The sequence below is a fragment of the Sphingomonas sp. So64.6b genome (genome assembly GCF_014171475.1).
Lineage (GTDB): Bacteria > Pseudomonadota > Alphaproteobacteria > Sphingomonadales > Sphingomonadaceae > Sphingomonas > Sphingomonas alpina_A.
The window spans coordinates 3,790,303-3,813,094 of sequence record NZ_CP048817.1 but is presented as its reverse complement, the minus strand read 5'-3'; the positions used below and the strand labels follow the sequence as shown (position 1 = coordinate 3,813,094).

Below are 22,792 nucleotides of genomic sequence, written 5' to 3'. Positions count from 1 at the left end.
GTTGAACAGCAACATCAGGCCGAGCGCGCGCCGGAACTGGCCGGCGTGTTGACCCCCATGCTCTGGAGATATTTCTTCACGTTGCGCGCCGCCTGGCGCAGGCGCTGTTCATTCTCGACCATCGCGATGCGCACGAAACCCTCGCCATTTTCGCCATAGCCGACGCCCGGGGCGACCGCGACCTTGGCATGAGTCAGCAATTGCTTGGAGAATTCGAGGCTGCCGAGATGCGCGAGCGCCGGCGGCAGCGGCGCCCAGGCGAACATCGATGCGCGCGGTGAGGGGATGTCCCATCCGGCGCGGCCGAAGCTTTCGACCAGCACGTCGCGGCGATGCTGGTATAGCTTGCGGTTCTGCTCGACAATATCCTGCGGCCCGTTGATCGCGGCGACCGCGGCGGCCTGGATCGGGGTGAAGGCGCCGTAATCGAGATAGGATTTCACGCGTGTCAGCGCAGCGATCAGCGTCGGATTGCCGACCGCAAAGCCGATTCGCCACCCGGCCATCGAATAGGTTTTCGACAGCGAGGTGAATTCGACCGCCACATCCTTTGCGCCCGGCACCTGCAGGATCGAGGGGGTCGGCTTGCCGTCATAATAAAGCTCGGAATAAGCCAGGTCGGACAGCACCCACAATTTGTGCTCCTTGGCGAAGGCGACGACGCGTTCGTAAAAGGCAAGATCGACCACTTCGGCGGTCGGATTGGACGGATAGCCCATCACCAGCACGCTCGGACGCGGCACGGTGAAGGCCATCGCGCGCTCCAGCGCTTCGAAATAATGCTCGTCGGGGGTGGTGGGCACGCTGCGGATCGTCGCGCCGGCGATGATGAAACCGAAAGTGTGGATCGGATAGCTCGGATTAGGCGCGAGCACGACATCGCCCGGCGCGGTGATCGCCTGGGCGAGATTGGCGAGGCCCTCTTTCGATCCGAGCGTGACGACGACTTCGGTGTCAGGGTTCAGGTCGACGCCGAAGCGGCGCTTGTAATAGCCGCTCTGCGCCTTGCGCAGGCCGGGAATGCCTTTCGACGCCGAATAGCCATGCGCATCGGGCTTGCGTGCGACTTCGCACAATTTCTCGATCACGTGCGGTGGCGGTGGCAGGTCGGGATTGCCCATGCCGAGATCAATGATGTCCTCGCCGCCCGCTCGCGCCTCGGCCCGCATCGCGTTCACTTCGGCGATGACATAGGGCGGCAGGCGGCGGATGCGGTAGAAATCGTCGGACATGAGTGGTTCTCTGCACTGGGACGGTATTGTCCTGCTTACGTCTTTCTTCCTTTGGCAGGAATGACGCAAGCGTGCCCATGCGTTAGGGTGCCCGAAAGTCCCGAGGAAGCTTCCGAGGAATCCCATGGCCAAGTCCGACACGTCCATACCGACCTTGCCCAGCCTGGAGGAACTTCAGCACTGGACCTGGGTGATCGGCCGGGCGCAGCAGATGATGCTCGAACAAGGGCTCGGCGCAATGACGCCGCCTGAGGCAAGCGGCATACCCGTGATTCCCGGCTTCAACGATGCGGCCACGATCGAACGTGCGCAGTCCTTCTGGACCGACAGCCTGTCGCTTTGGCAACGTTTCCTCGACCCGGCCGGTGCGCCGGCAACGGAGGAGAAACCAGAACATGCCCGCGACAAGCGCTTCAAAGATGCGGCATGGCGTGACAACCCGATGTTCGACTGGATCCGGCAAAGCTATTTCCTGATCTCCGATCACCTGCTGCAGAATGTCGATGCGATGCAGGGGGTGGACACAAAGCAGAAGGAGCAGTTGCGCTTTGCCTCGCGCGGTTTTCTCGACGCGATGAGCCCGAGCAATTTTCCCGCCACCAACCCGCAAGTGCTCGAAAAGACGATCGAGACCGGTGGCGAGAATCTGCTGAAGGGCCTGCAGAACATGCTGGCCGATATCGGCAAGGGGCAGCTCACCCACACCGATCCGAACGCGTTCGAGGTCGGTCGCAACCTTGCCACGACCCCCGGCAAGGTGGTGCACCGCACCCCGCTTTACGAACTGATCCAGTACACGCCGACCACCGAGACTGTGCTCGCCGTGCCGCTGGTGATCTTCCCGCCCTGGATCAACCGTTTCTACATTCTCGACCTGACGCCGGAGAAGAGCTTCATCCGCTGGGCGGTCGATCAGGGCATCACCGTGTTCATGGTGTCGTGGAAGTCGGCCGATGCGAGCATGAAGGACGTGCTGTGGGACGATTATATCGCCGCCCAGATCGATGCGATCGACACGATTCGCGATGCGCTGAAGGTCGATGCGGTCCATGCGATCGGCTATTGCGTCGCCGGCACCACGCTTGCCGCAACGCTCGCCATTCTCGCGGCGCGCGGCGAAGCGGAGAAGGTGAAGAGCGCGACCTTCTTCACCGCCCAGATCGACTTCGCCAATGCCGGTGAGCTGCTCCATTTCGTCGATGACGATCAGCTCGCTTCGATCGCCAAAATGTCCCCCGATGGCTTTCTCGACGGCCGCTACATGGCGCTGACCTTCAACCTGTTGCGCGGGCGCGACCTGATCTGGAACTACGTCACCAACAATTACCTCCTCGGCCAGGATTATGCGCCGTTCGATCTGCTCCACTGGAACGGCGACACGACCAATTTGCCGAGCAAATGGCATCTTAGTTATCTGACCGACCTGTACCGCGACAATCTGCTCGCCAAACCGGGCGCGCTGCAGGCCGGCGGTACGCCGATTGATCTGACCAAAGTGAAGACGCCGGCCTATATCCAGGCCGGGCGCGAGGACCATATTGCGCCGGCGGAAAGCGTGTGGAGCATCACGCATCATTTCGCCGGGCCGATCAAATTCGTTCTCGCCGGGTCGGGGCATATCGCCGGCGTGGTCAATCCGCCCTCGCTGCACAAATATCAATATTGGCTCAATCCGGCGCCCGTGAAGACGCTGGCCGAGTTCGTCGCCGGCGCAACCGAGACCAAGGGCAGTTGGTGGCCGGACTGGCTTGGCTGGCTGCACGATCAGAACTTGGCAACGGTTGCGGCAAAGGCCGCGCGGCAGCCTGGCAGGGGTAAGCTCAAGGCGCTCGAAGATGCGCCGGGGACTTATGTGAGGTCTCGTTAAGCCACTGTTATATTTGTTTCTTTATCGGTGCATGACTGTTATGTTGCATTGCAACAAAAATCCTTGCTTTTGGGGCCGCAGCAATTATATTGCAGTGCAGCAACGAATGTAAGGAGGCCGTTTTGGCCAGCAAGTCGCCTAACACTGACACGGCCATCAAGGCGCCCGCGCCGGTCGCTGCGCCGGTTTCCGCTCCTGCCGTAACGGCAGCGGCACCTGCGCCCAAGGCCGATCCGGCTCCAGCCGTCGCAGCACCGACCGCCAAGGTCGAAGCAGCGCCCGCGCCCAAGGTTGAAGGCAAGCCGGCGCCCGTAAAAACGGTTGCCAAGGCTGCGGCAAAGCCCGTTACCGCCGCCAAGCGCAAGCCGGTGGCCAAGAAGAAGGTCGCCGCCAAGGCGGTCCTCAAGCCTGCCCCGATCAAGATCAAGACCGTCGCAGCCAAGCTGGCTGTGCCCACCGCAATCAAGCCGGTCGTCGCAAAAGCGAAGGCCGTCATCCAGAAGGAAGTGACTGTCATGGAAGCTACGCTGAAGACTGCTGCCGACAAGGCAAAGACCCTGTTCGCCGATGCGAACGACCGCGCCAAGGCCGCTGTGGAGAAGAGCACCAAGGCGTTCGAAGAAATCAACGAATTCAGCAAGGGCAACATCGAAGCCCTGGTCGAATCGGGCAAGATCGCAGCCAAAGGCTTCGAGACGCTCGGCCAGGATGCCGCTGATTACAGCCGCAAGCAGTTCGAAGGCGCGACCGCCGCGCTGAAGAGCCTGTCGACCGTCAAGTCGCCGACCGATTTCTTCAAGCTGCACAGCGACTATGTCCGCTCGTCGTTCGATGCGATCGTCGCACAGACCTCGAAGAACACCGAAGCCGTGCTGAAGCTGGCCGGCGAGGTCGCTCAGCCGATCTCGAACCGCGTTGCCGTTGCGGTCGAAAAGGTCAAGATCGCCGCTTAATCGCTGGCAATCGAACCGATCAGGAAAGGGCGGTCCCGCAAGGGGCCGCTCTTTTTCGTTGCACGGGGATCCCGCCGAACTCACGAGCCCGCTCGACGATATGCGTTGCTCTGCTAGGATGTCGTCAAGTGGGCGAGGGGGAATAGAATGGCTTTCTGGAACATCGATCTGACGACCAAGGACGGGGCGGAGAGCGCCGCGCAAAATGGTGGCCTGGCCTGTTTTATCGCGGCCGGGCTGACCATTCTGGGCATCGCGGTGATTGTTGCGACGCACACCGGTCCCGCAGCAGAGCTCGCAGGGGGAATCGCGGGCGTCGCGGTCGAAACCATCGTCTTTACCATCGCCGGCTTCCGGTTGCGCGCCGGCAAGGGCGTCATATGGGGCGGGGTCGCGACGCTTTTGCTTGTCGTCGAGATTGTCGCAAAGCTCATCACGATGATCGGCCTTGGTGGCATCGTCATCAACGCCATTCTGCTGGTGGTCATGATCAACGGTGTGCGTGGTGCCCTTGCGCTGAAGCGTGGCGACCTCGATGTCGACGACATAGGGAAGGTGTTCGACTAGCTTTTGTATGTCGCGTTCTTGGGAAAGCCCTGGCCCGGCTGTTTGATTGGCAGCCAAAGGGATTCATGGGCAGTGAACAAATCACCATGAAAAGCCGGGGATCGACCGCCTAAAACAACCCTAACCCGCGTGCACCCCCTTGCCCTTGGGCTCTGTCGTGCCATATTTTCGGACTTCATGATCGATCAGCTCAATATCAAGGCGATGGCCGAAGGTCCCGATGAGGGCGGCACTGGTGACGACGAAGGCACCGGCCTCGGCGTCGCCACGCGTACCCGCGTCCGCACCAAGCAGCCGACACCGTATCGCGTGCTGCTGCTCAACGACGATTACACGCCGATGGAGTTCGTCGTCCTCGTACTGCAGCGCTTCTTTCGCATGGATATGGAGGCGGCGACTCGCGTCATGCTGCATGTCCATCAAAAGGGCGTCGGCGTGTGCGGTACGTTCAGCTACGAGGTCGCCGAGACCAAGGTCGCGCAGGTCACCGAATTCGCGCGGCAGAATCAGCATCCGCTGCAATGTACGCTGGAGAAGGCGTAGGAGTAGGTCGACGCTGGTCCGTTGCCCTCCAACGGCGATCCGCACCAGACGGCAGTTGCGCGGACGCGCACACGCGATAGAAGCTCGGCATGGACCGAATTCTCATCCGCGGCGGCAATCGCCTTTCAGGCAAACTGCCCATCTCAGGCGCGAAGAATGCGGCGCTCACACTGATGCCGTGTGCGTTGCTCACCGACGAACCGGTGACCTTGCGCAACCTGCCACGCCTCGCCGATGTCGACAGTTTCGGGCATCTGCTCAACCAGCTTGGCGCCTCGACTCAGATCGAGGGATCACGGCCGGAAGATTTCGGCCGGGTCATGACGATCCGCGCCGGAAAGCTGACCTCGACCGAGGCGCCGTACGATATCGTGCGGAAAATGCGCGCGTCGATCCTGGTGCTCGGCCCGTTGATCGGCCGCGCCGGTGAGGCGACCGTGTCGCTGCCCGGTGGCTGCGCAATCGGCAACCGCCCGATCGACCTGCATCTGAAGGCGCTCGAGGCGATCGGCGCCAACCTCGAAATGGCCGCCGGTTATGTCAAGGCAACCGCGCCGGGCGGACGCCTGTCGGGCGGCAAATACACTTTCCCGATCGTCTCGGTCGGCGCGACCGAGAATGTCATCATGGCGGCGGTTACCGCCAAAGGCGGCTCGATCATCGAGAATGCCGCGCGCGAGCCCGAGATCGTCGATCTGTGCAACCTGCTCGTTGCGATGGGCGCGAGCATCTCGGGCATCGGCACCGAGACGCTGGAGATCGAAGGCCGCGATCGGCTGCACGGCGCGACCTATCGCGTGATGCCCGACCGGATCGAAGCGGGCAGCTATGCCTGCGCCGCGGCGATCACCGGCGGTGCGCTTGAGCTGGTCGGCGTCGGCATGCACGACATGCGCGCGACCGTCGCGGCACTTGTCGAGGCCGGCGTGACGGTCGAGGAGCGTGGCAGCAATCTTTATGTCGAGGCATCGAACGGCCTCGGCCCGCTGACCCTGTCGACCGCGCCCTTTCCCGGCTTCGCAACCGACATGCAGGCCCAGTTTATGGCGATGCTCACCCAGGCCGATGGCGCCAGCGTACTGACCGAAACGATCTTCGAGAACCGCTACATGCACGTGCCCGAGCTGGCGCGGATGGGCGCCGACATTCAGGTGCGCGGCCGCACCGCCGTGGTACGCGGCGTCTCGCCTCTGGTCGGCGCGCCGGTGATGGCGACCGATTTGCGCGCCTCGATGAGCCTGGTTCTTGCCGGCCTCGTGGCATCGGGCGAAACCCAGGTGCAGCGCGTCTACCACCTCGATCGCGGCTATGAGCGGCTCGAGGAAAAACTTCAGGCGGTCGGCGCGGATATCGAGCGCGTCGGAGACGGCTGAGGCTGTTTTCCCCTCCCTGCAAGGGAGGGGGCAGGGGTGGGTGCGATCGCGAAGCGCATCGTTCGGCGCGAAGCGGCGACCGGGGCTTCGAGCCCCGCTCGCCGCTGACCCACCCCTAACCCCTCCCTTGCAGGGAGGGGTATAAAGAAGTCTAAGCCGTTCGCTCCGGCACCGCCGCCGCGTCGAGCGCGATCGCCACATCGGGCGCGACCGCTTCCCAGGGAAAGATGAACCAGTCCTTTGTCACTGACCGGTCGATCTCGCGCGCATGATATTCGACGCGCTGGTCGGAGCGGATATTGTCCATCAGCGTGGCAAATCGAATGCTGCCCGGCACCGCGCCTGCCTCGGCCAGTGCGCGACGCAGATTGGCGATGGTGCGGCCGGTATCGTTGATATCGTCGAGAAACAGCAGCCGTTCACCGTCGCGCGTGCGCGCCGCGAGGCGGACCAGCGGCGCGTCGGAGAAATCCTCGACCTGCGACGAAAAATCGACCGACAGCATTGGCAGCCCGGTGGCGTGACTCAGGAACACCGCGGGCACGAGCCCACCCCGGCCGATGCCGATGATGAAGGTCGGTTTCCAGCCGGCATCGCCATCGAGCCGACCCGCCAGCGTGCGGATGTCGGCAACGAACTGCGCCTGCGGAATATGCGTGTAGATCGTCATGCCGCGCGCCCCTCGACATAGGCATCCAGCGTTGTGAGGTGCCCGGCGACCTCGTCATCATTGAGGAACGACCCGAGAAAGGAGTTGCGCGCCAAAGCGACCAGGTCATCGCGATCGAGCCCGCGCCCGGCGGCGGCGGCGCGGTAATTGTCCGCGATGTAACCGCCGAAATAGGCCGGATCGTCCGAATTGACCGTCGCCCGCAAGCCCGCGCGAAGCATGCGGTCGATCGGATGCGCTTCCATGCTGTCGACCACGCACAGCTTCAAATTGGACAATGGGCAGACGGTCAGGGTCATGCCCGTCCGCGCCAGCCGCGCGGTCAGCACCGGATCCTCCAGGCTGCGATTGCCATGGTCGAGCCGGTCGATGCCAAGCAGGTCGAGCGCCTGATAGACATAATCGGGCGGCCCTTCCTCGCCGGCATGCGCGACCAGTCTCAGCCCCAGCGCCCGCGCCGCGGCGAACACGCGCGCGAATTTCTCCGGCGGATGACCGAGTTCGGATGAATCGAGCCCGACCGCGGCGATCCGATCGATCCAGGGCTCGGCCAGTTTGAGCGTGGCGAACGCATCTTCCTCGTCGAGATGACGCAGGAAGGACAGGATCAGCTTCGACGTCAGCCCGTGCTTCGCTTCCGCCTCGGCCATGCCCGACAACAGGCCGGTGATCACGATGTCGAATGAGATGCCCCGCGCGGTGTGCGTCTGGGGATCGAACATGATCTCGGCGTGGATCACACCGTCGGCCGCCGCGCGGTCGAAATAGGCGATGGCGAGGTCGTGGAAATCCCGCTCGGTGCGCAACACGTCCGCGCCCTTGTAATAGATGTCGAGAAAATCCTGCAGCCGTGAAAAGCTGTACGCCGCGCGCACCTCCTCGACACTGGCAAAGGGGATCGCGACCCGGTTGCGTTCGGCCAGCGCGAACATCAGCTCAGGCTCGAGGCTGCCTTCGATATGAAGATGGAGCTCGGCTTTGGGCAGGCCGGTGATGAAGCTGTCGAGATCGGTCATGCGCCATGATCGCGCGCCGCGATGGGCAGGGCAAGCGACTTAGCGCGCGTCCCACCACCCATCTTCCTTCGGCGTCCACCAGCGCGATGCTTCCGCAATGCGGTCTTCATAACCCGACCCGCTCTGGCTGATCAGCGGCAGGCCGGTCTGCGCGACCAGTGCGGCAAGTTCGCCCTCCTCCAGCCGCTCCGGCAGTGCGCCGCGCGACCGGCAGGCAAGGCGCCACAGCTCCATTTCCTGGCCCCAGAAATAGATCGAGCCGGCATCGATATTGTCCTGCATGCGCCGGACATCGTCCCATTTCCGCGGCTCGACGAACTTCGCCCAGATATCCGCCTGCAGGCTGTCGACCGCGCCGTCGGGGCGCCAGGTCAGCGCATCGTCCTGCACCACGGCGATCTTGGCGCGCGCCGCTTCGGGCAACTGGCCGAACACGCCGAGCGTCTCGATCAGCGCGATGATGTCGGGGTCGCGCTCGACCACCGTGACGCGGGTCACCGCCGGGTTGAGCGCGACATTGGCCGCACACCACCCCATGCCAAGCCCAAGCACGACGGTGTGGCCATGCGCGGCGGCGATGCCGATCTCCTGGCTTTCGATCTCCATCGGTACGATCGACATCCAGGCGGCGGCGTCCTTTTCGAACGGACCCATCAGGATCACCGTGCCGTGCAGGTTATAGGTCCGCCCCCAATAACCACGCGCGCCACTCATCGCGATCACGCGCAGCGACCAGGGACCCCAGACGCCTTCGCGAAAACGCGGAAACCATAAGGGCGTTGCGAAATCGCCGAGCATCTGCCCGGGGTCGACGCCCTCGATCATTTCCGCGCTGTCGCTCAAATCGCCTCCAATGCCTGTTCGAAATCGGCGATCAGGTCGTCCGCATCTTCCACGCCGATCGAGATTCGCACAAGGTTGTCGGTGATGCCCAATGCCTGTTTGCGTGCGTCGGGCACCGACAGATGCGTCATCGCCGCGGGATGGCTGGCAAGCGTCTCGGTCCCGCCCAGGCTGACCGCCAACTTGGCGATCTTGAGCGCGTCGAGAAACGCGAACGCCTCCTTCTCGCCGCCCTTGACGATCAGCGAGAAAGTGCTGCCGGCCCCGGTGCAGTGGCGGCGATAGATATCGGCCTGGCGTTCCATGCCGGGCGTGCTCTCGAGGAAGCCGAGATAACCGACCCGCTCGACCTTGGGGTGGGTGCGCAGATACTCACATACCTTGACCGCATTTTCCCCGGCGCGGCTCATGCGCAGTTCGAGCGTCTCCAGGCTGCGCATCAGCATCCAGGCGGTATTGGGGTCGCAGATCGTACCGATCGTGTTGCGCATCAGCCGGATGGTGTTGATATGCTCCTTCGACCCGAGCACGCCGCCCGCGACGAGGTCGCTATGCCCGCCGGCATATTTGGTCAGGCTGTAGACGACGATGTCGGCACCATGCTGCAATGGCTTCAGCCATAACGGGCCAAGAAACGTATTATCGATCGCGATCGGCGGCTTGGCGCCCTTGAAGATCGCGTCGCGGCTCGCCGCCACCGCCTGGATATCGACCAGCGCGTTGGTCGGGTTGGCCGGGCTTTCGAGATAAATCAGCGCGACATTGCCGCTCGACGCCTTGGACAGGACGGCATCGATCTCCTCGCGCGTCGCACCCGCCGGAAAGTCGAGCCAGTGCACGCCGAACCGGCCGAGAATGCGCGCGATCAGCGTCTCGGTCGCGGCATAAAGCGGGCCGGAATGCACGATCGTGTCGCCCGGCTTGACCATCGACAGGAACAGGGTGGCGATCGCCGACATGCCCGAGGAGAAAGCGAGCGCGTCTTCAGCCTCCTCCCAGATGCCAAGCCGATCCTCGAGGATTTCCTGGTTCGGTCCGTTGAAACGCGAATAGACCAGCCCCTCCGACCCGCCGGGACGCTTTCCGGTGACGCCTTCGAAATGACGCTTGCCTGCTGCTGCATTGGGGAAGACGAAGGTCGAGGTGAGGAAGATCGGCGGCTTCAGCGCGCCTTCCGACAGCATCGGGTCGTAGCCATGGCCCATCATCATGGTCGAGGGCTTTAATTTGCGGTCGCCGATCTTCTCGATGCTCGCCTTTGGCTTGCCGCGTGGGGGGACGCCGGTCAGATCGGCTTCGGTTTCGTTCTTGATTGCCATGATTTGGATATCCGATTGGGATGATGGCCCCTCCTAGCGCCGGATAGTCGCATTTGATACTGTCCGGACCGTTGAAAGGGGGAAGATGATGCCGATCGCAATTGTCTCGATACCCGTAACCGATCTCGATCGCGCGCGTTCCTTCTATGTCGACACGCTTGGCCTGACCTTGCTTCGCGACGATCCGATGGGACCGGACATGCGCTGGATCCAGCTGCAACCGAAGGACGGGGGTGCGACGATCGCGCTGGTCACCTGGTTCGAACATCTCAAACCCGGCGGCCAGCAAGGCCTGATGCTCGGAATCGATAATGTCGATGCGGAACATGCCCGGCTGACCGGGCTCGGCCTCACCCTGGCGGCGGTCGCGGAAGAGCCCTGGGGGCGCTATTTCATGCTTACCGATCCGGACGGCAATGGCTTGATTCTGTCGCAACTGACCGATCCGGACGAGGTGAAGACACGCTGATTTCCTCGGAGCGAGCACTCGGAGCAGTTTCGATCTGAGTTGATCCCGCGCCGTTCGCCCTGAGCCTGTCGAAGGGCAGTGACCCACAAGTGGCAGGTTGCTTGTGGCACGGGGGCTTCGACAAGCTCAGCCCGCACGGGTTAGCAGATTCCAGCCAACTCTTTCCGCCCTAGCCTTCCAGACCGATCAGCGAAATCTGCCGCCCATAACCCGGCTCGCCGCGATGCGTCGCGCGACGAAAGCTGAAGAAGCGATCCTCATCGGCATAGGTGTCGAGTCCCAGCGCTTCGATTCGCGTCAGCCCGGCGGCGGCGAGGCGCGCAACGACATAGGCTTCGAGGTCGAATTGATGGTGTCCCGGCTTGCCCGGCGCGAAAAAGCGTTCGTTTGCCGGATCGTCGGTCGCGAAGTTTGCCAGGAAACCGTCATCGACTTCGTAACTGGCGCGCGCGATGCACGGGCCGACCGCCGCGGCAATCCGCTCGCGCTTTGCGCCAAGCGTCTCCATCGCGGCGATCGTAGCGTCGGTGACGCCGCCGATCGCGCCTTTCCAGCCGGCATGTGCTGCGCCGATCACACCGGCCGCAGCATCGACGAACAGCACCGGCGCGCAATCGGCGGTCAGGATGCCGAGCAACAGGCCGGGTCGGTCGGTGACCAGCGCATCGCCGCGCGGGCGCTCCGCCGGTGGCGCGGTGACCGCGACCACATCGGCGGAATGGATCTGGAACACCGTGACCAGGTTTGCACCGGGCAGCACCGCCTCAACCGCGCGCGCGCGATTCTTTGTCACGGCGTCCGGCTCGTCATCCGATCCGATGCCGACATTCAACCCGGCATGGATCCCGGTCGAGACGCCGCCGCGCCGTCCGAGAAAGCCGTGCGCCACGCCGCCCAGCGCGCCGCTGCGGATCACCTCGACCTCGTTCACAATATCAATCTCCAGATGCCATCGTCATGCACCTGCCCACCGGTGACGAAATCGAATCGGCCGACCTTGGCGAAACCGTGCCGCGAATAGAAACGCACCGCGCGCTCATTGTCGTCGAACACGGCGAGATAAAGCTCGCCCACGCCGCGAGCGCGGGCGGTGTCGATCGCCCATGCCATCAGCGCGGCGGCGACGCCGGCGCCCTTCACATCCTCATTCACGTAAAGCTGCCGCACCTCGAGCGCGCCGGGCACGGCGGCATCATAGGGCAGGCTCATCGGCATCACCTTGACGTAACCAAGTGGCTTGCCGTCCTGGAACGCTGCGCGCCAAAGGACCGCCGGATCGCCGAGGTCGCGCTGCATGTGCCCGCTCGGGCCGTATGCCAGGTCGAGATAGGCGCCCATTTCGGCCGGCGCGATCTTGCTCGCGAAGGTCGCGGCGAAGCTCTTGCGCGCCATCGCGGACAGCGCGGCGCCGTCGGCTTCGGTCGGGGTACGGTATTCAAGATCACTCACAGGACGAGCCTCATCAGATTGTCGTCATCGACCGTTTCGCCGACGCGAAACGCATAGCGGCCGATATCGCGAAAACCGTAGCGTTCATAGAATCGGTGCGCGCGGTGATTGTCGACATAGACGCTGAGGATGATCTCCTTCGCGCCATGCGAACGCGAATGCTCCAGCGCCCATTCCATCAATGCCTGCGCGACGCCCTGACCCTGCCACGGCCCCAGCACATAGAATTGATAAAGCTCGATCGCGTCGGGGCGCCATTCGCCGGGAAAGGTCACCGGACCCATTTTGACGAAACCGATGATCTGGTCGCCATCGAGTGCGAGCCGGACCGCGAAATCGGGATCGGACAATTGCGAGGGCAGGCCATTCGCGCCGAAGGCTTCGTCGAGAAAGGCGGCGAGATCGGACTGGCGATAGAGCGTGCCGAAGGTCTCGGTGAAGCTGCGCCGCGCCATCGCCGACAGCGCCGGTCCGTCGATCGTGCGGGCATCCCGATAGCTGATCATGCGAAGCCCGCCGGGGTCGGCCAGCCGGGTGCGGTCACCGCGATCGCCTTGAACAGATCGCCCATTGCCGCGGGCGCGGCGAGCCGCTCGCGATCGGCGGCGATGCCCGCGGCACGATCGGGTGCGGCGGCGGCAAGCGCGGTCGCGCGCGCGGCGATGCCCAGCGTGTCGAGCAACACTCCTTGCGTCACCGGGCCGCTCGCGACCGCGCCTTCGGCTTGTGCCGCGATGGCCAAAGTCGCCATGTCGACATGCGCGGTCAGGTCATGGTCGCCGGGATTCTCGAATGGATTGACGAACCCATGCGCGCGCACCGCCTGCAGCGTGTCGCCGATCGCCGGCCCCTCATAACCATAATCGATCACCAGCGCCGCGCCGCCCTGCGCCACGATCCGGGCGCTCAGCTCGCGCATGATCGCGACGCTCGCCGGGGAAGTTTCGACGATCGATCCGGGTGGCGCTTCGCGCAACTCCGGCGGCAGGATCGCCTCGGGCACCTGCTTGCCCGCGATCGGCAGGAACAGCAGGTCCTGGCAGGCGACCAGCCGTTCGTGCCAGCCGCCGATCGTGCGCACCAGCTGATGGATCGGCAGCGCGTCGAAGAATTCATTGGCGATGACGATCAACGGCCGATCGGCCGGCAGGGTGGCGACGCTGTCGTGCCAGTCGGCGTGCGGCACATGCTGGCTTTGCGCCGTGCGCAGCACCGGACTGGTCTCGACGAAATGCACCGGCGGTGCCAGCCCGACCGTCGCCATCGCACGCAGCGCATCGGCGGCAAGTGTGCCGCGTCCCGGGCCAAGCTCGACCCAGGCGATCTCGGGTCGCCCGGCGCGGTCCGACAGATCGGCGCACCACAGGCCGATCAACTCGCCGAACATCTGGCTGATCTCCGGTGCGGTGACGAAGTCGCCGGCCGCGCCAAGCGGGTCGCGGGTCGCATAATAATGCGCATTTGCCGCACCCATGAAATGCGCGATCGGGATCGGCCCGGCGAGCGTGATCGCCCGGGCGAGTCGATCGGGAAGGGGCGCGTCAATTCCCCTCCCGCTTGCGGGAGGGGTTAGGGGAGGGTCTGTCAAAGTCATAGCGCGGGAGGACATGCCCTCCCCCACCCCCTCCCGCAAGCGGGAGGGGAGAGAATTCAGGCGACGCTCTCGCTGCCGGCGATCGGCTCGACCCGCTCGCGCCGTTTCGCCGCGGTCGCGATCAGATAGGCACCGCCCAGGATCATCGGCACGCACAGCCATTGCCCCATATGCAGGCCGGTCGATTCGACGAACGTGCCGCGGAACTGCGAATCAGGCTCGCGAAAGAATTCGACGATAAATCGCGCGATGCCATAACCGGCGACGAAGATGCCGACGAGCTTGCCCGGGTCATACCGCGCCTTGGTCTTCCAGAAGGCGAACCACAGGACCAGGAACAGAACGACGCCCTCCAGCGCGGCTTCGTAGAGCTGGCTCGGATGGCGCGCTATCGGCCCGCCGCCACGCTCGAAGATGATCGCCCAGGCGACATTGCTCGGCTTGCCCCATAATTCGCCGTTCACGAAATTGGCGAGCCGCCCGAAGAACAGGCCGAACGGCACGACACAAGCGACATAATCGTGGATGCGCAACCAGTTCAGCCCGTTCTTGCGCGCAAACAGGATCAGCGCGAGGCTGGTGCCGATCACCCCGCCATGGAACGACATGCCGCCGTCCCACAGCCGCAGGATGTGCGTCGGGTTCAGGAGCATCTCGGGCGCGTAGAAGATCACATAACCGATCCGCCCGCCCAGGATGATGCCGAGCGTCGCATAAAAGACCAGATCGTCGGCATGGCGCCGCGCCATCGGCGCGCCGGGCTGGGCGATCAGCTTGAGCAGATACCACCAGCCGACCATGATGCCGGTGATGTAGGCGATCGAATACCATTTGATCTGGAAGAAGCCGAGATCGAGCGCCACGGGATCGAGCCCGAGGCCATTGAAACTCAGATGCGTCTGGACGGCGGTGGCGGCAGTCAGGATCAAGGCTTTTCCCCGGGGTTTCCAGTCTCCATAAAGGGGGTGGTCACGAGAACCAATAGGAGAGAGCATGCGCACCGAGCTTGACCGGCGAATGGATGAAGGGCTGGGCAAGCTGAGCGGAGTGGGCGCGCCGTTGCCGCTGACGAACGTGTCGCTCGACCGTTTCGGCGTCGAGGTGCCGATGATCGCCACCGCGCCGCCCGCTCTGTCCTGGTATTTCGCGCATTACAGCGCCGAACATGCCGACAAGACCTTTCTCGTTGCTGGCCCCGAGCGGCTGACCTTCGCCGAAGTCTACGCACTCGCCCAGCAGGTCGCGGGTGCCTTGTCCGGAGAGCTCGGCATACAAAAGGGCGACCGGATCGGGATCGCGATGCGCAATTCGCCGAGCTGGATCGCGCTCTACATGGGCATCGTCATGGCCGGCGGCATCGCCACGCTGCTCAATGGCTGGTGGCAATCGGCCGAGCTCGACGAAGCGCTGCGCGATGTCGAATGCAGCCTGGTCTTCGCCGATCCGCCGCGTGCCAGGCGCCTCGCCGAGGTTGCGGGCCTGACCGCGCGGGTCGTGACGATCGACGATCTCCAGCCGCTCGCCGCCGCCTTGGCGCCGGTGACCGGCCTTGGTCAGGCGGAAACGCTGCCGATGCTTGCCGGCAGCGACGATGCGACGATCCTGTTCACCTCCGGCTCGACCGGCCAGTCCAAGGGCGCGATCAGCGATCACCGCGCGGTGATCCAGGCGATCTTCAATTATCTTACCCAGGCCCTGGTCATGCTTGGCATCTCGACCGAGGACGGCGTTTCGCCGCCGGCCCAGCACGCGACCCTGCTCAACGTGCCGCTGTTCCATGTGACGGCGGAAGTGCCGGTGTTCCTGCAAAGCTTCGCGATGGGTCGAAAGCTCGTGCTGATGCCGAAATGGGATGCCGAGGAAGCGATGCGGCTGATCGAGGCCGAAAGCGTGACCTATTTCGTCGGCGTACCGCTGATGAGCTTCGAGATGCTCACGCATCCCAATCGCTCGAAATATAATCTCTCGACCGTCTCGGACTTCGCCGCCGGCGGTGCGCCGCGCCCGGTCGATCATGTCCGGCGGATCAAGGACGAAATGGGCGGCCCCAAGGGCGAGGGCGCGCCGTTGCTCGGCTATGGCCTGACCGAAACCAACGGGGTCGGCTGCGGCAATTGGCGCAGCAACTATATCGCCAAGCCCAATTCGACCGGTCGCGCGTCGCGGCCCCTGGTCGATCTCGCGATCCTCGACGGGCACGGCAATCCGGTCGCGGCGGGCGCGCGCGGCGAGGTCGGCATCCGTACGGTCTGCAATTTCCGCGAATATTACAACCGGCCGGAGGCGACGCGAGAGGCGTTCACCAGCGACGGATATTTCCTGACCGGCGACATCGGTTATCTCGATGACGAGGGTTATCTGTTCATCGTCGATCGCAAGAAGGACATCATCATCCGCGGCGGCGAGAATATCTCCTGCCAGGAGGTCGAGGCGGCGATCTACGAACATCCCGCGGTCGCCGAAGCCGCGGTGTTCGGCCTGCCCGACGAGCGTTTCGGCGAAGTGCCGGGCGCGGTGGTCAAATATCGCGACGGCGAGGAACTGACGCCCGAAGAACTATGCGCCTTCCTGTTCGCACACATCGCCGCGTTCAAGGTGCCGCAGCGCATCTGGACCTCGGCCGATCCCTTGCCGCGGTTGGGGACCGAGAAGATCGACAAGGTGAGTATCCGGGAGACGTACCGGGCGCGGGCTTTGGCTGAGGCTTGAGGTGGCCTGGTTTTGGGTTTCGGACTGGTGTGAATCTATGTCGGAAGTGCCCACACTCCGAACCAACGACGCAGACTTTTTACGAACTGCTTCGGTGGCAGCTTGGCGCCAATCTCGGCCATCCAGCCGCCTCGAAGCTAATCCCGAAAGCGGTCATTCGTTCACGTAAGGGCGTTCGACACGAATGGTGGGCGGTAGGCGTCGCTGTATACCGACAACTGGGTCAAGGCTGCAGCACGTCCGCAAGCGATTGAAGCCGCGCGCGGCCCTGAACCAATGACCGAGTTGGACGCTAATAGTTTCTTGCCTGGCGGCTCAGTTGCACACGCTAACGAGCATCTTGCCAGAATTGCGGCCGCTGAACAGGCCGATCAACGCCTCCGGGGTGCTTTCGAACCCTGGGATAACCGTTTCCTGATATTTGATCTGTCCAGCCTTGAGCCAAGCCGTCATGTCTTCAACGAATTGGTCGCTCAGGGAAGCGAAGTCTGTTGAAACGAAGCCCTGCATCCTGACGCGGCGGTAGATCATCTCGGAGAGATTGTTTACGCCCTCGCCCGCTCCGTTATAGGTCGAGATCATCCCGCACAGCGGAATGCGCCCGTTGACATTCATACGTGGTAGAGATGCATCGAGATGAGCGCCGCCGACATTCTCGAAATAGACGTCGATACCCTTCGGCGTCACGGCGGCTAGCGCGGCGGACAGGTCCTGTGTCCGGTAGTTGATCGCAGCGTCGATCCCGGCCTGTTCCAATAGCCAGGCCAGCTTCCCATCGCTTCCCGTAATACCAACCACATGGCACTGTCTGATCTTGGCGATCTGCACCGCGACGGAGCCAACGGCACCGCCCGCGGTTGAGACGACGACCTGCTCGCCCTCCTGCAACGCGCCGATCTTGAGCAGGCCGCCATAAGCGGTCAGCCCGGTACCGCCCAGCGCATGCATGTACACGCTCAGCGGCAAGGCCGGATCGGGCCGGAGGATGCGCACGGCATTGCCCGCCGACAGGAATCGCTCGCGCATGCCGGCTGCATGGCGGACCAGCGTTCCTTCCGGCACTGCCGGATCCCGCGATTTGACGATGCGTCCAATGCCCGTGCCGAGCATCGCCTCGTGCAGTGCCTGATCGGCGTTGAGCCGCGGACGCATATAGGGATCGACCGAGAGCAATAGCGCCTCGACCTCGACTTCGCCGGCTTGCGGGTCGGCCAAGTCCACCGATACGATCTTGAAATCTTCAGCGACGGGCACGCCTTTCGGGCGACGTATCAAATGAATCTGGCGAGCTTGCATGGTACAATTCCTGAAAGTTGCGGGCGAGTTATGCCGTAGCGCTGGGGCGGGATGAAACCCGTTCATGCCAGGCGGCGACCGATTTTCGGCCGGCGATCGGATCGAGGCCGATCAGGGTCGCGAAATCGATCATCGTCAATGCCGCGATGTCGGGCATCGTGTAGGTGTTGCCGGTGATGAAGCTCCGCCCATCGCTGATCTCTCGATCGAACCAGTCCATGGCTCGTGACAAGGTGAGACGATTGGACTCTCCAAACACGACATGTTGTTCGACCAGGGTGGCCGTAGCGGGGTGGGCATGGCGCCAAAACATCCGTGTCGGCTCGGCGAGTTGGATCTCGATCCGGCGAATCCACATGTCGATGACGCCGATCTCGACCGGAGTCCGGCCGAACATCGGCGGGTCTTGATAGACCGCGTCGAGGTACCGGCAGATCGAGACGGTTTCGGTGATCGTCGTGCCGTCATCGAGTTCGAGCACGGGAACCTGCCCGAGCGAGTTTCGCTTGAGATGGTCGGCGGACTTATGGTCTCGTTCGCGCAGATCAAGCGGGATCTCGGGCAGCGAGATCGATTTCTCCGCAGCGAAGATGCGCACCCTGCGGGGATTGGGGGCCGGCATCGGCGCGCCGTAAAACCTCATTTGACCAGTCTCCATCACAGTCTGAAATCAAACGTCAGGCCGACGGTACGCACAGCGTCCGGGCTGTAATATTGCAAATAGCCGCCCGGGTTTAATGTGGTCGTCGGACTTGGATTCTTCTGGGCGGCCCATCTTTTATCGAGCAGGTTGATCGCGAACAGGCCGACGCGCCACCGGCCGTCCGCGGCGCCGATCCCCACATTGCCGCCAAGCAGGCCGAACGCCTTCTGGATCGTGCCCGGGTCGCCATTGGCCGAATAATTGACGTCGGACTGGCCATTGAAGTTGAATTGCACCGAAGCGCGCAGATCGGATCCGACCGATCGCTGGTAATCGGCGACGATATTATAACTGAACTTCGGCGCGGCGGATAGCCGCAAGCCGGCGGCGTTGAAGAAGCCGTCGATCGAGTTCGGGTTGGCGGGCGGAGCCGTGCAAGGCCCACCCTGCGCGACCTTGGGTTGGCCGAAATAGCATTGCACGCCGTTGAACTCGCCATATTTCGCATCGACATAAGAACCGCCGCCGCTGAGCGTCAGGTCGGAGGTCGGCCGGGCTATGATACTGAATTCGACACCTTTGCTGTTGAGCGATCCGGCATTGGTAATGCGGTTGGCATAGCTTGCGCTCGACAGATCGGCGACCTGCGCTTGGAAGTCACGGACATGAGTCTTGAACAGCGTCGCGTTCAACGTCAGCCGCCGGTCGAGCAAGGCGGCGCGGATGCCGATTTCATAGTTGGTCGGGATTTCCGGCGCGACACGCTGATCCTGGGAAGCGTTGGAAACCGTCAGGCCGCTGAACCCCGGGCCTTTATACCCCCGCGATACGGTGGCGTAGGCCATGATGTCGTCGCTCACACTATATTGCGCCCCCAGGCGGAAGGAGAAGTTCGTGTTCGCGGTGCTTTGACGCAGCGATAATGTCACGCCACCGGGGATTGGTACCGTGCCCGGCACCGAACCACGGCTATAGTTGAGCTTCAACACATCCCGCGTGAGGCGACCGCCGAGGATGAAGTTGAGCTTGCCCGTCGCATGCACGTTGGCCTGGGCGAACGCGGCATAACTGCGCGAATGGACCCGGTTGGTCAGGTTTCCGTCGAAAATGGTGCCGACGGGCTGCGTTGGGACCACGCGGATGACCGTCCCGTTCGACGCGGGAACGATCCATTCCAGCCGGCCCTGCTGGTCGATATATCCGGTCGCATGCTGGTCGAAGAAGAACAGGCCGGCGACATAGTCGACAAGCCCCCCGGTGGGCGAGGTAAGCCGGAGTTCCTGGCTTAACTGACGCAGAGCGTTCGAACCGCCGTTGCGGTCGACATAGTTCACGGTCGTATTGTCGCCGTCATAGAATGATTCGCGATAGGATTGCCGATAGGCGCTGAGCGACGTCAGCGCATAGTCCCCCATGTCGTAATTAACCTCCAGCGAGCCACCCCCGCGACGGGCATAGCCATAGGACCGTCCGCCGATCGCGACGTCCCGGTTGGTCGGCGACGCGGTGCCGCCATATTGAGCGAGTGACACGGCGGGAGCGTATCCCGGAGCATTCTTCGCCCAGACCATCGAGCAGCAGAACCGACCGACTTCGGAATAATCGGCGGACAGGAAGAAGCTCAACGTGTCGCTGGGCTTCCACAGGAACTTGGCGCCGCCGCCATAATTTAGCTGCCCATCCACATCGCGCGGCAATGCCGGATTGAGGTTGCGGACAACCCCGTCGCGTTGCTTGTAGAAGCCGAAAACCCGCAGCGCCGTGGTATCGGACAGCGGCAGATTGCCGATGAGATTGGCGACGCCATGGCCCTGCGAGCCGACTTCGCCATGACCGATCAGTTCGGTGACACCGATCTTGGGGCGAACGGTCGTGAAGGAAACGAGCCCGGCCGATGCGTTCTTCCCGAACAGCATGCCCTGCGGACCGCGCAGGATTTCCACCCGGTCGATATCGACCAATGTCGAGATGGTCGAGGGATCGCCGAGCACCACGCCGTCGACCACCGTCGAGATGCTCTGTTCGATCCCGGCTGAAAAGCTGCTGGTGCCGATGCCGCGGATCAGAAAGCCGGAATTCCCTGCGCTGGTACTTTGCTTGTACTTCACGCTCGGGTCGATCAGCGTGAGCTGCTGGGGACTGGTGATATTGAGGCGTTGGAGTGCGTCGCCGCGTGCTGCCGTGATCGCGACGGGCACCCGCTGAACGCTTTCAGCGCGTCGTTGCGCCGTCACGACGATGTCTGCCGACGCGTCGGCGGAGGGTGGTGTCTCCGTGGCCATGTCGGTCGCATCGACAGGCACGGCCCGGGTCGCGACGCTGTCAGCCTGAACGGATTGAACGGGCGTGGTTTGCGCGGCCGCTACAGATGGAACGGCTATTGCGGAAACCCCGGTCAGCAGCATCCCGATGGTCGTGCGTGCGTGCATTCTGATCCTCCCCTCAAAAGATCCGACCTCGATCGGACAAGATGCGGAGGAGGGCCGCGACGCGGGCCTGCGTCGCGGCGATACTCTCTCCTGACGCACCCGATCCTTATCGGTTATTATTGGTGCGATAGTTATAAACTAGATTCGAACTGGACAATCCGTCAAGCCCCATCGATCTCTTGCCAACCGACCGCCGAACGTGCTTGATCGCGCGATGCGCCGCCCGCCCCATTCCGCAGTCGCGCCGAGTGAGCCGGCACCGGCCATCGACGGGACCAGGCTGTCCCGTGGTGAAATGTACGACCTGGTCTGGTCCAAGCCGATGACGACGATTGCGAGCGAGCTCGGTTTATCCGGCAACGGATTGGCGAAGATCTGCGACCGATTGCTGGTGCCCTATCCGACGCGGGGATATTGGGCGAAAGTCTATGCCGGCAAGGACGAGGCTCAGGCGCCTCTGCCTGCCGCGCCGCCGGGAACCGAATTACACGCCACGATCGCGCCGGCCCGGTCGCGATCGCGACGGCCGCGGCTGCGGCTCACGCGAGAGGAGCGGCGCGAGAAGATCTTGGCGCAGGGCGAGGCGCTGGTCCGGAGCGAAGGCGTCCATGCGGTGTCGATGAAACGGGTCGCGCGCGAACTGGGGATGAGCGAGGCGCAGAGCTATAATTATTTCAACAGCGCCGCTGAGTTGCTCGCCGCGATCGCACGTTCCGAACTGGTCGAAATGAACAAGGCGCGCCTTGCCGCCAGCCGCCAATGCACCGATCCGCAAATGCGCTACACACTGACGACGCTTGCCTATCTGCGGCAAGTCGCCACCCGCGGCGAAGTGTTGCAGCGATTGCTCGCTTTGCCCGATGTTCGGGCCATCCTTCGGGGTGAACATGAGGACCGGCGCAACGCCAACCGCAAGGTGTTCGGCGACGTGTATCAGGAGGCGTATCGGGTGCCGCCACAGGTCAGCACGATTGTCGGCGCGATGCTGACGGCGGTGTCGCTCCGGGGCGGTCGGCTGCTGGCGCGCGGCAAGATCGATCTCGAAACGGCCGAGCGCCTCGTCATGCCCGCCATCGGTGGCGGGCAGGCGCATATGATCGATCGCTACGGCAGCCGCTCATAGGAAGTCCGCGCTCGCGGCAACGTCCGCCAGCTGCTCGGGCGTCTGGCTGTCCAAAGCGGCCAGGCTCGCCACGATCGTCTCACCGCACAGCCGCCTGGCAAGTTCGGGATCGGCATCATGCTGGAAAACCTTTCGGCCCGCTTCCTCCGGTACCGTGAGCAGCAACTGCACGATGACCATGGCCTCGCGCGATGACAGGCGCAAATCGCGTTTCAGTCGTCGCGCCAATGGCAACAGGAGCATTGCGGCACGACCAAATAGTTTTCGGTCCGCCCCTTGTTCGAGAAAGGCATCGGCAAGCAGAACGTGCAGGAGCGGCCCCTGGCGGCTGACTAGTTCGAAATAGGCCAGCGCACAGGCACGTGCAGCATGCAGAAGATCGGGCTGCGCGACCGCCTGGCGCAGCGCGCCGCGGTCGACGCCGCCGAGCGCTTCGCCCAGGAGCGCGGATCCCAGAACATGCTGGTTCGGAAAATAGTTGTAGATCAAGGCCTTGCTGACATTGGCGGCACAAGCCAGCCGCTCGAACGAAATGGGGAATCCGCCCTGGTCGAGCACTTCGCGCGCCGCATATCGCAGCAGGTCGGCCTGGCGTTCATCCCGATTGAAGCGCGGCTGACGATCGCTGGTCGCTGCTGACGGCGGCTCGGTGCCGGCACTTTTCGATCGTTGCTCGGTCATCGCTCCGGCATATCGT

Annotated in this window: 22 protein-coding genes; 8 read left to right on the top strand and 14 right to left on the bottom strand. The window is 63.4% G+C overall.

Annotated elements, in window-relative coordinates:
- Positions 1 to 14 precede the first annotated feature (14 nt).
- Complete coding sequence (locus tag G4G27_RS18120) at positions 15 to 1,232, bottom strand: LL-diaminopimelate aminotransferase (RefSeq protein ID WP_183109932.1); 1,218 nt, start codon at positions 1,230 to 1,232, stop codon at positions 15 to 17.
- Positions 1,233 to 1,356: 124 nt separating this feature from the next.
- Here G4G27_RS18120 and phaC point away from each other — a divergent pair, with 124 nt between their 5' ends.
- The 5 genes from phaC to murA all read left to right on the top strand — a co-directional run bounded on the left by phaC (position 1,357) and on the right by murA (position 6,535).
- A complete protein-coding gene (gene phaC, locus G4G27_RS18115) occupies positions 1,357 to 3,099 on the top strand; it encodes a class I poly(R)-hydroxyalkanoic acid synthase (protein WP_183109931.1) in 1,743 nt (580 codons plus the stop codon).
- Between the two features lie 122 nt (positions 3,100 to 3,221).
- The gene (locus G4G27_RS18110) at positions 3,222 to 4,052 is read left to right on the top strand and encodes a phasin family protein (protein ID WP_183109930.1); all 831 of its coding nucleotides are present in this window, start codon (positions 3,222 to 3,224) and stop codon (positions 4,050 to 4,052) included.
- Between the two features lie 147 nt (positions 4,053 to 4,199).
- Positions 4,200 to 4,619: a hypothetical protein gene (locus G4G27_RS18105; protein ID WP_183109929.1), complete on the top strand. Its 420-nt coding sequence runs from the start codon at positions 4,200 to 4,202 to the stop codon at positions 4,617 to 4,619.
- 204 nt (positions 4,620 to 4,823) lie between these two features.
- A complete protein-coding gene (gene clpS / locus G4G27_RS18100; RefSeq protein ID WP_183113888.1) occupies positions 4,824 to 5,162 on the top strand; it encodes an ATP-dependent Clp protease adapter ClpS in 339 nt (112 codons plus the stop codon).
- A gap of 89 nt (positions 5,163 to 5,251) precedes the next feature.
- Positions 5,252 to 6,535, top strand: a complete 1,284-nt coding sequence (murA, locus tag G4G27_RS18095; RefSeq protein ID WP_183109928.1) for a UDP-N-acetylglucosamine 1-carboxyvinyltransferase — start codon at positions 5,252 to 5,254, stop codon at positions 6,533 to 6,535.
- 151 nt (positions 6,536 to 6,686) lie between these two features.
- Here the strand turns inward: murA and G4G27_RS18090 are convergent, their stop codons facing one another.
- The 4 genes from G4G27_RS18090 to G4G27_RS18075 are packed head-to-tail and all read right to left on the bottom strand — an operon-like array spanning position 6,687 to position 10,383.
- A complete protein-coding gene (locus tag G4G27_RS18090) occupies positions 6,687 to 7,205 on the bottom strand; it encodes a phosphoribosyltransferase domain-containing protein (RefSeq protein WP_183109927.1) in 519 nt (172 codons plus the stop codon).
- Entirely contained in the window at positions 7,202 to 8,221 is a 1,020-nt protein-coding gene (locus tag G4G27_RS18085; RefSeq protein ID WP_183109926.1) for an adenosine deaminase, read from the bottom strand. Before G4G27_RS18085 ends, G4G27_RS18090 begins: the two co-directional genes overlap by 4 nt.
- 39 nt (positions 8,222 to 8,260) lie before the next feature.
- A complete protein-coding gene (locus G4G27_RS18080) occupies positions 8,261 to 9,064 on the bottom strand; it encodes a hypothetical protein (RefSeq protein ID WP_183109925.1) in 804 nt (267 codons plus the stop codon).
- Positions 9,061 to 10,383, bottom strand: a complete 1,323-nt coding sequence (locus G4G27_RS18075; RefSeq protein WP_183109924.1) for a cystathionine gamma-synthase family protein — start codon at positions 10,381 to 10,383, stop codon at positions 9,061 to 9,063. Before G4G27_RS18075 ends, G4G27_RS18080 begins: the two co-directional genes overlap by 4 nt.
- A gap of 88 nt (positions 10,384 to 10,471) precedes the next feature.
- On the opposite strand from G4G27_RS18075, the gene G4G27_RS18070 reads away from it, so the two are divergent.
- Complete coding sequence (locus tag G4G27_RS18070) at positions 10,472 to 10,852, top strand: VOC family protein (protein WP_183109923.1); 381 nt, start codon at positions 10,472 to 10,474, stop codon at positions 10,850 to 10,852.
- A gap of 169 nt (positions 10,853 to 11,021) precedes the next feature.
- On the opposite strand, the gene pgeF is transcribed toward G4G27_RS18070, so the two are convergent.
- The 5 genes from pgeF to lgt form a co-directional block, all read right to left on the bottom strand.
- Positions 11,022 to 11,783, bottom strand: a complete 762-nt coding sequence (gene pgeF, locus G4G27_RS18065) for a peptidoglycan editing factor PgeF (protein ID WP_183109922.1) — start codon at positions 11,781 to 11,783, stop codon at positions 11,022 to 11,024.
- Positions 11,780 to 12,301, bottom strand: a complete 522-nt coding sequence (locus tag G4G27_RS18060; protein ID WP_202049607.1) for a GNAT family N-acetyltransferase — start codon at positions 12,299 to 12,301, stop codon at positions 11,780 to 11,782. The genes pgeF and G4G27_RS18060 overlap by 4 nt, the downstream gene beginning before the upstream one ends.
- Positions 12,298 to 12,807 (bottom strand): GNAT family N-acetyltransferase, encoded by a 510-nt coding sequence (locus G4G27_RS18055; protein ID WP_183109921.1) that lies wholly within the window; start codon positions 12,805 to 12,807, stop codon positions 12,298 to 12,300. The genes G4G27_RS18060 and G4G27_RS18055 overlap by 4 nt, the downstream gene beginning before the upstream one ends.
- Positions 12,804 to 13,775: an SAM-dependent methyltransferase gene (locus G4G27_RS18050; protein WP_183109920.1), complete on the bottom strand. Its 972-nt coding sequence runs from the start codon at positions 13,773 to 13,775 to the stop codon at positions 12,804 to 12,806. The genes G4G27_RS18055 and G4G27_RS18050 overlap by 4 nt, the downstream gene beginning before the upstream one ends.
- A 176-nt stretch (positions 13,776 to 13,951) precedes the next feature.
- Positions 13,952 to 14,890, bottom strand: a complete 939-nt coding sequence (lgt, locus tag G4G27_RS18045) for a prolipoprotein diacylglyceryl transferase (RefSeq protein ID WP_183109919.1) — start codon at positions 14,888 to 14,890, stop codon at positions 13,952 to 13,954.
- Between lgt and G4G27_RS18040 the strand changes: the two genes are divergently transcribed.
- Complete coding sequence (locus G4G27_RS18040) at positions 14,889 to 16,604, top strand: class I adenylate-forming enzyme family protein (RefSeq protein ID WP_183109918.1); 1,716 nt, start codon at positions 14,889 to 14,891, stop codon at positions 16,602 to 16,604. The genes lgt and G4G27_RS18040 overlap by 2 nt on opposite strands.
- A gap of 315 nt (positions 16,605 to 16,919) precedes the next feature.
- On the opposite strand, the gene G4G27_RS18035 is transcribed toward G4G27_RS18040, so the two are convergent.
- From G4G27_RS18035 to G4G27_RS18025, 3 genes are read right to left on the bottom strand one after another with little or no spacing between them, the layout of a single operon-like run.
- Positions 16,920 to 17,900: an NADP-dependent oxidoreductase gene (locus G4G27_RS18035; RefSeq protein ID WP_183109917.1), complete on the bottom strand. Its 981-nt coding sequence runs from the start codon at positions 17,898 to 17,900 to the stop codon at positions 16,920 to 16,922.
- Positions 17,901 to 17,928: 28 nt separating this feature from the next.
- A complete protein-coding gene (locus G4G27_RS18030) occupies positions 17,929 to 18,543 on the bottom strand; it encodes a glutathione S-transferase family protein (protein ID WP_183109916.1) in 615 nt (204 codons plus the stop codon).
- A gap of 14 nt (positions 18,544 to 18,557) precedes the next feature.
- Positions 18,558 to 20,972 (bottom strand): TonB-dependent receptor, encoded by a 2,415-nt coding sequence (locus G4G27_RS18025; RefSeq protein WP_183109915.1) that lies wholly within the window; start codon positions 20,970 to 20,972, stop codon positions 18,558 to 18,560.
- Positions 20,973 to 21,186: 214 nt separating this feature from the next.
- Between G4G27_RS18025 and G4G27_RS18020 the strand changes: the two genes are divergently transcribed.
- Complete coding sequence (locus G4G27_RS18020; RefSeq protein ID WP_183109914.1) at positions 21,187 to 22,095, top strand: TetR/AcrR family transcriptional regulator; 909 nt, start codon at positions 21,187 to 21,189, stop codon at positions 22,093 to 22,095.
- On the opposite strand, the gene G4G27_RS18015 is transcribed toward G4G27_RS18020, so the two are convergent.
- The gene (locus tag G4G27_RS18015; protein WP_183109913.1) at positions 22,090 to 22,776 is read right to left on the bottom strand and encodes a TetR/AcrR family transcriptional regulator; all 687 of its coding nucleotides are present in this window, start codon (positions 22,774 to 22,776) and stop codon (positions 22,090 to 22,092) included. The two genes, G4G27_RS18020 and G4G27_RS18015, sit on opposite strands and share 6 nt — an antisense overlap.
- Between the last annotated feature and the right edge of the window lie 16 nt (positions 22,777 to 22,792).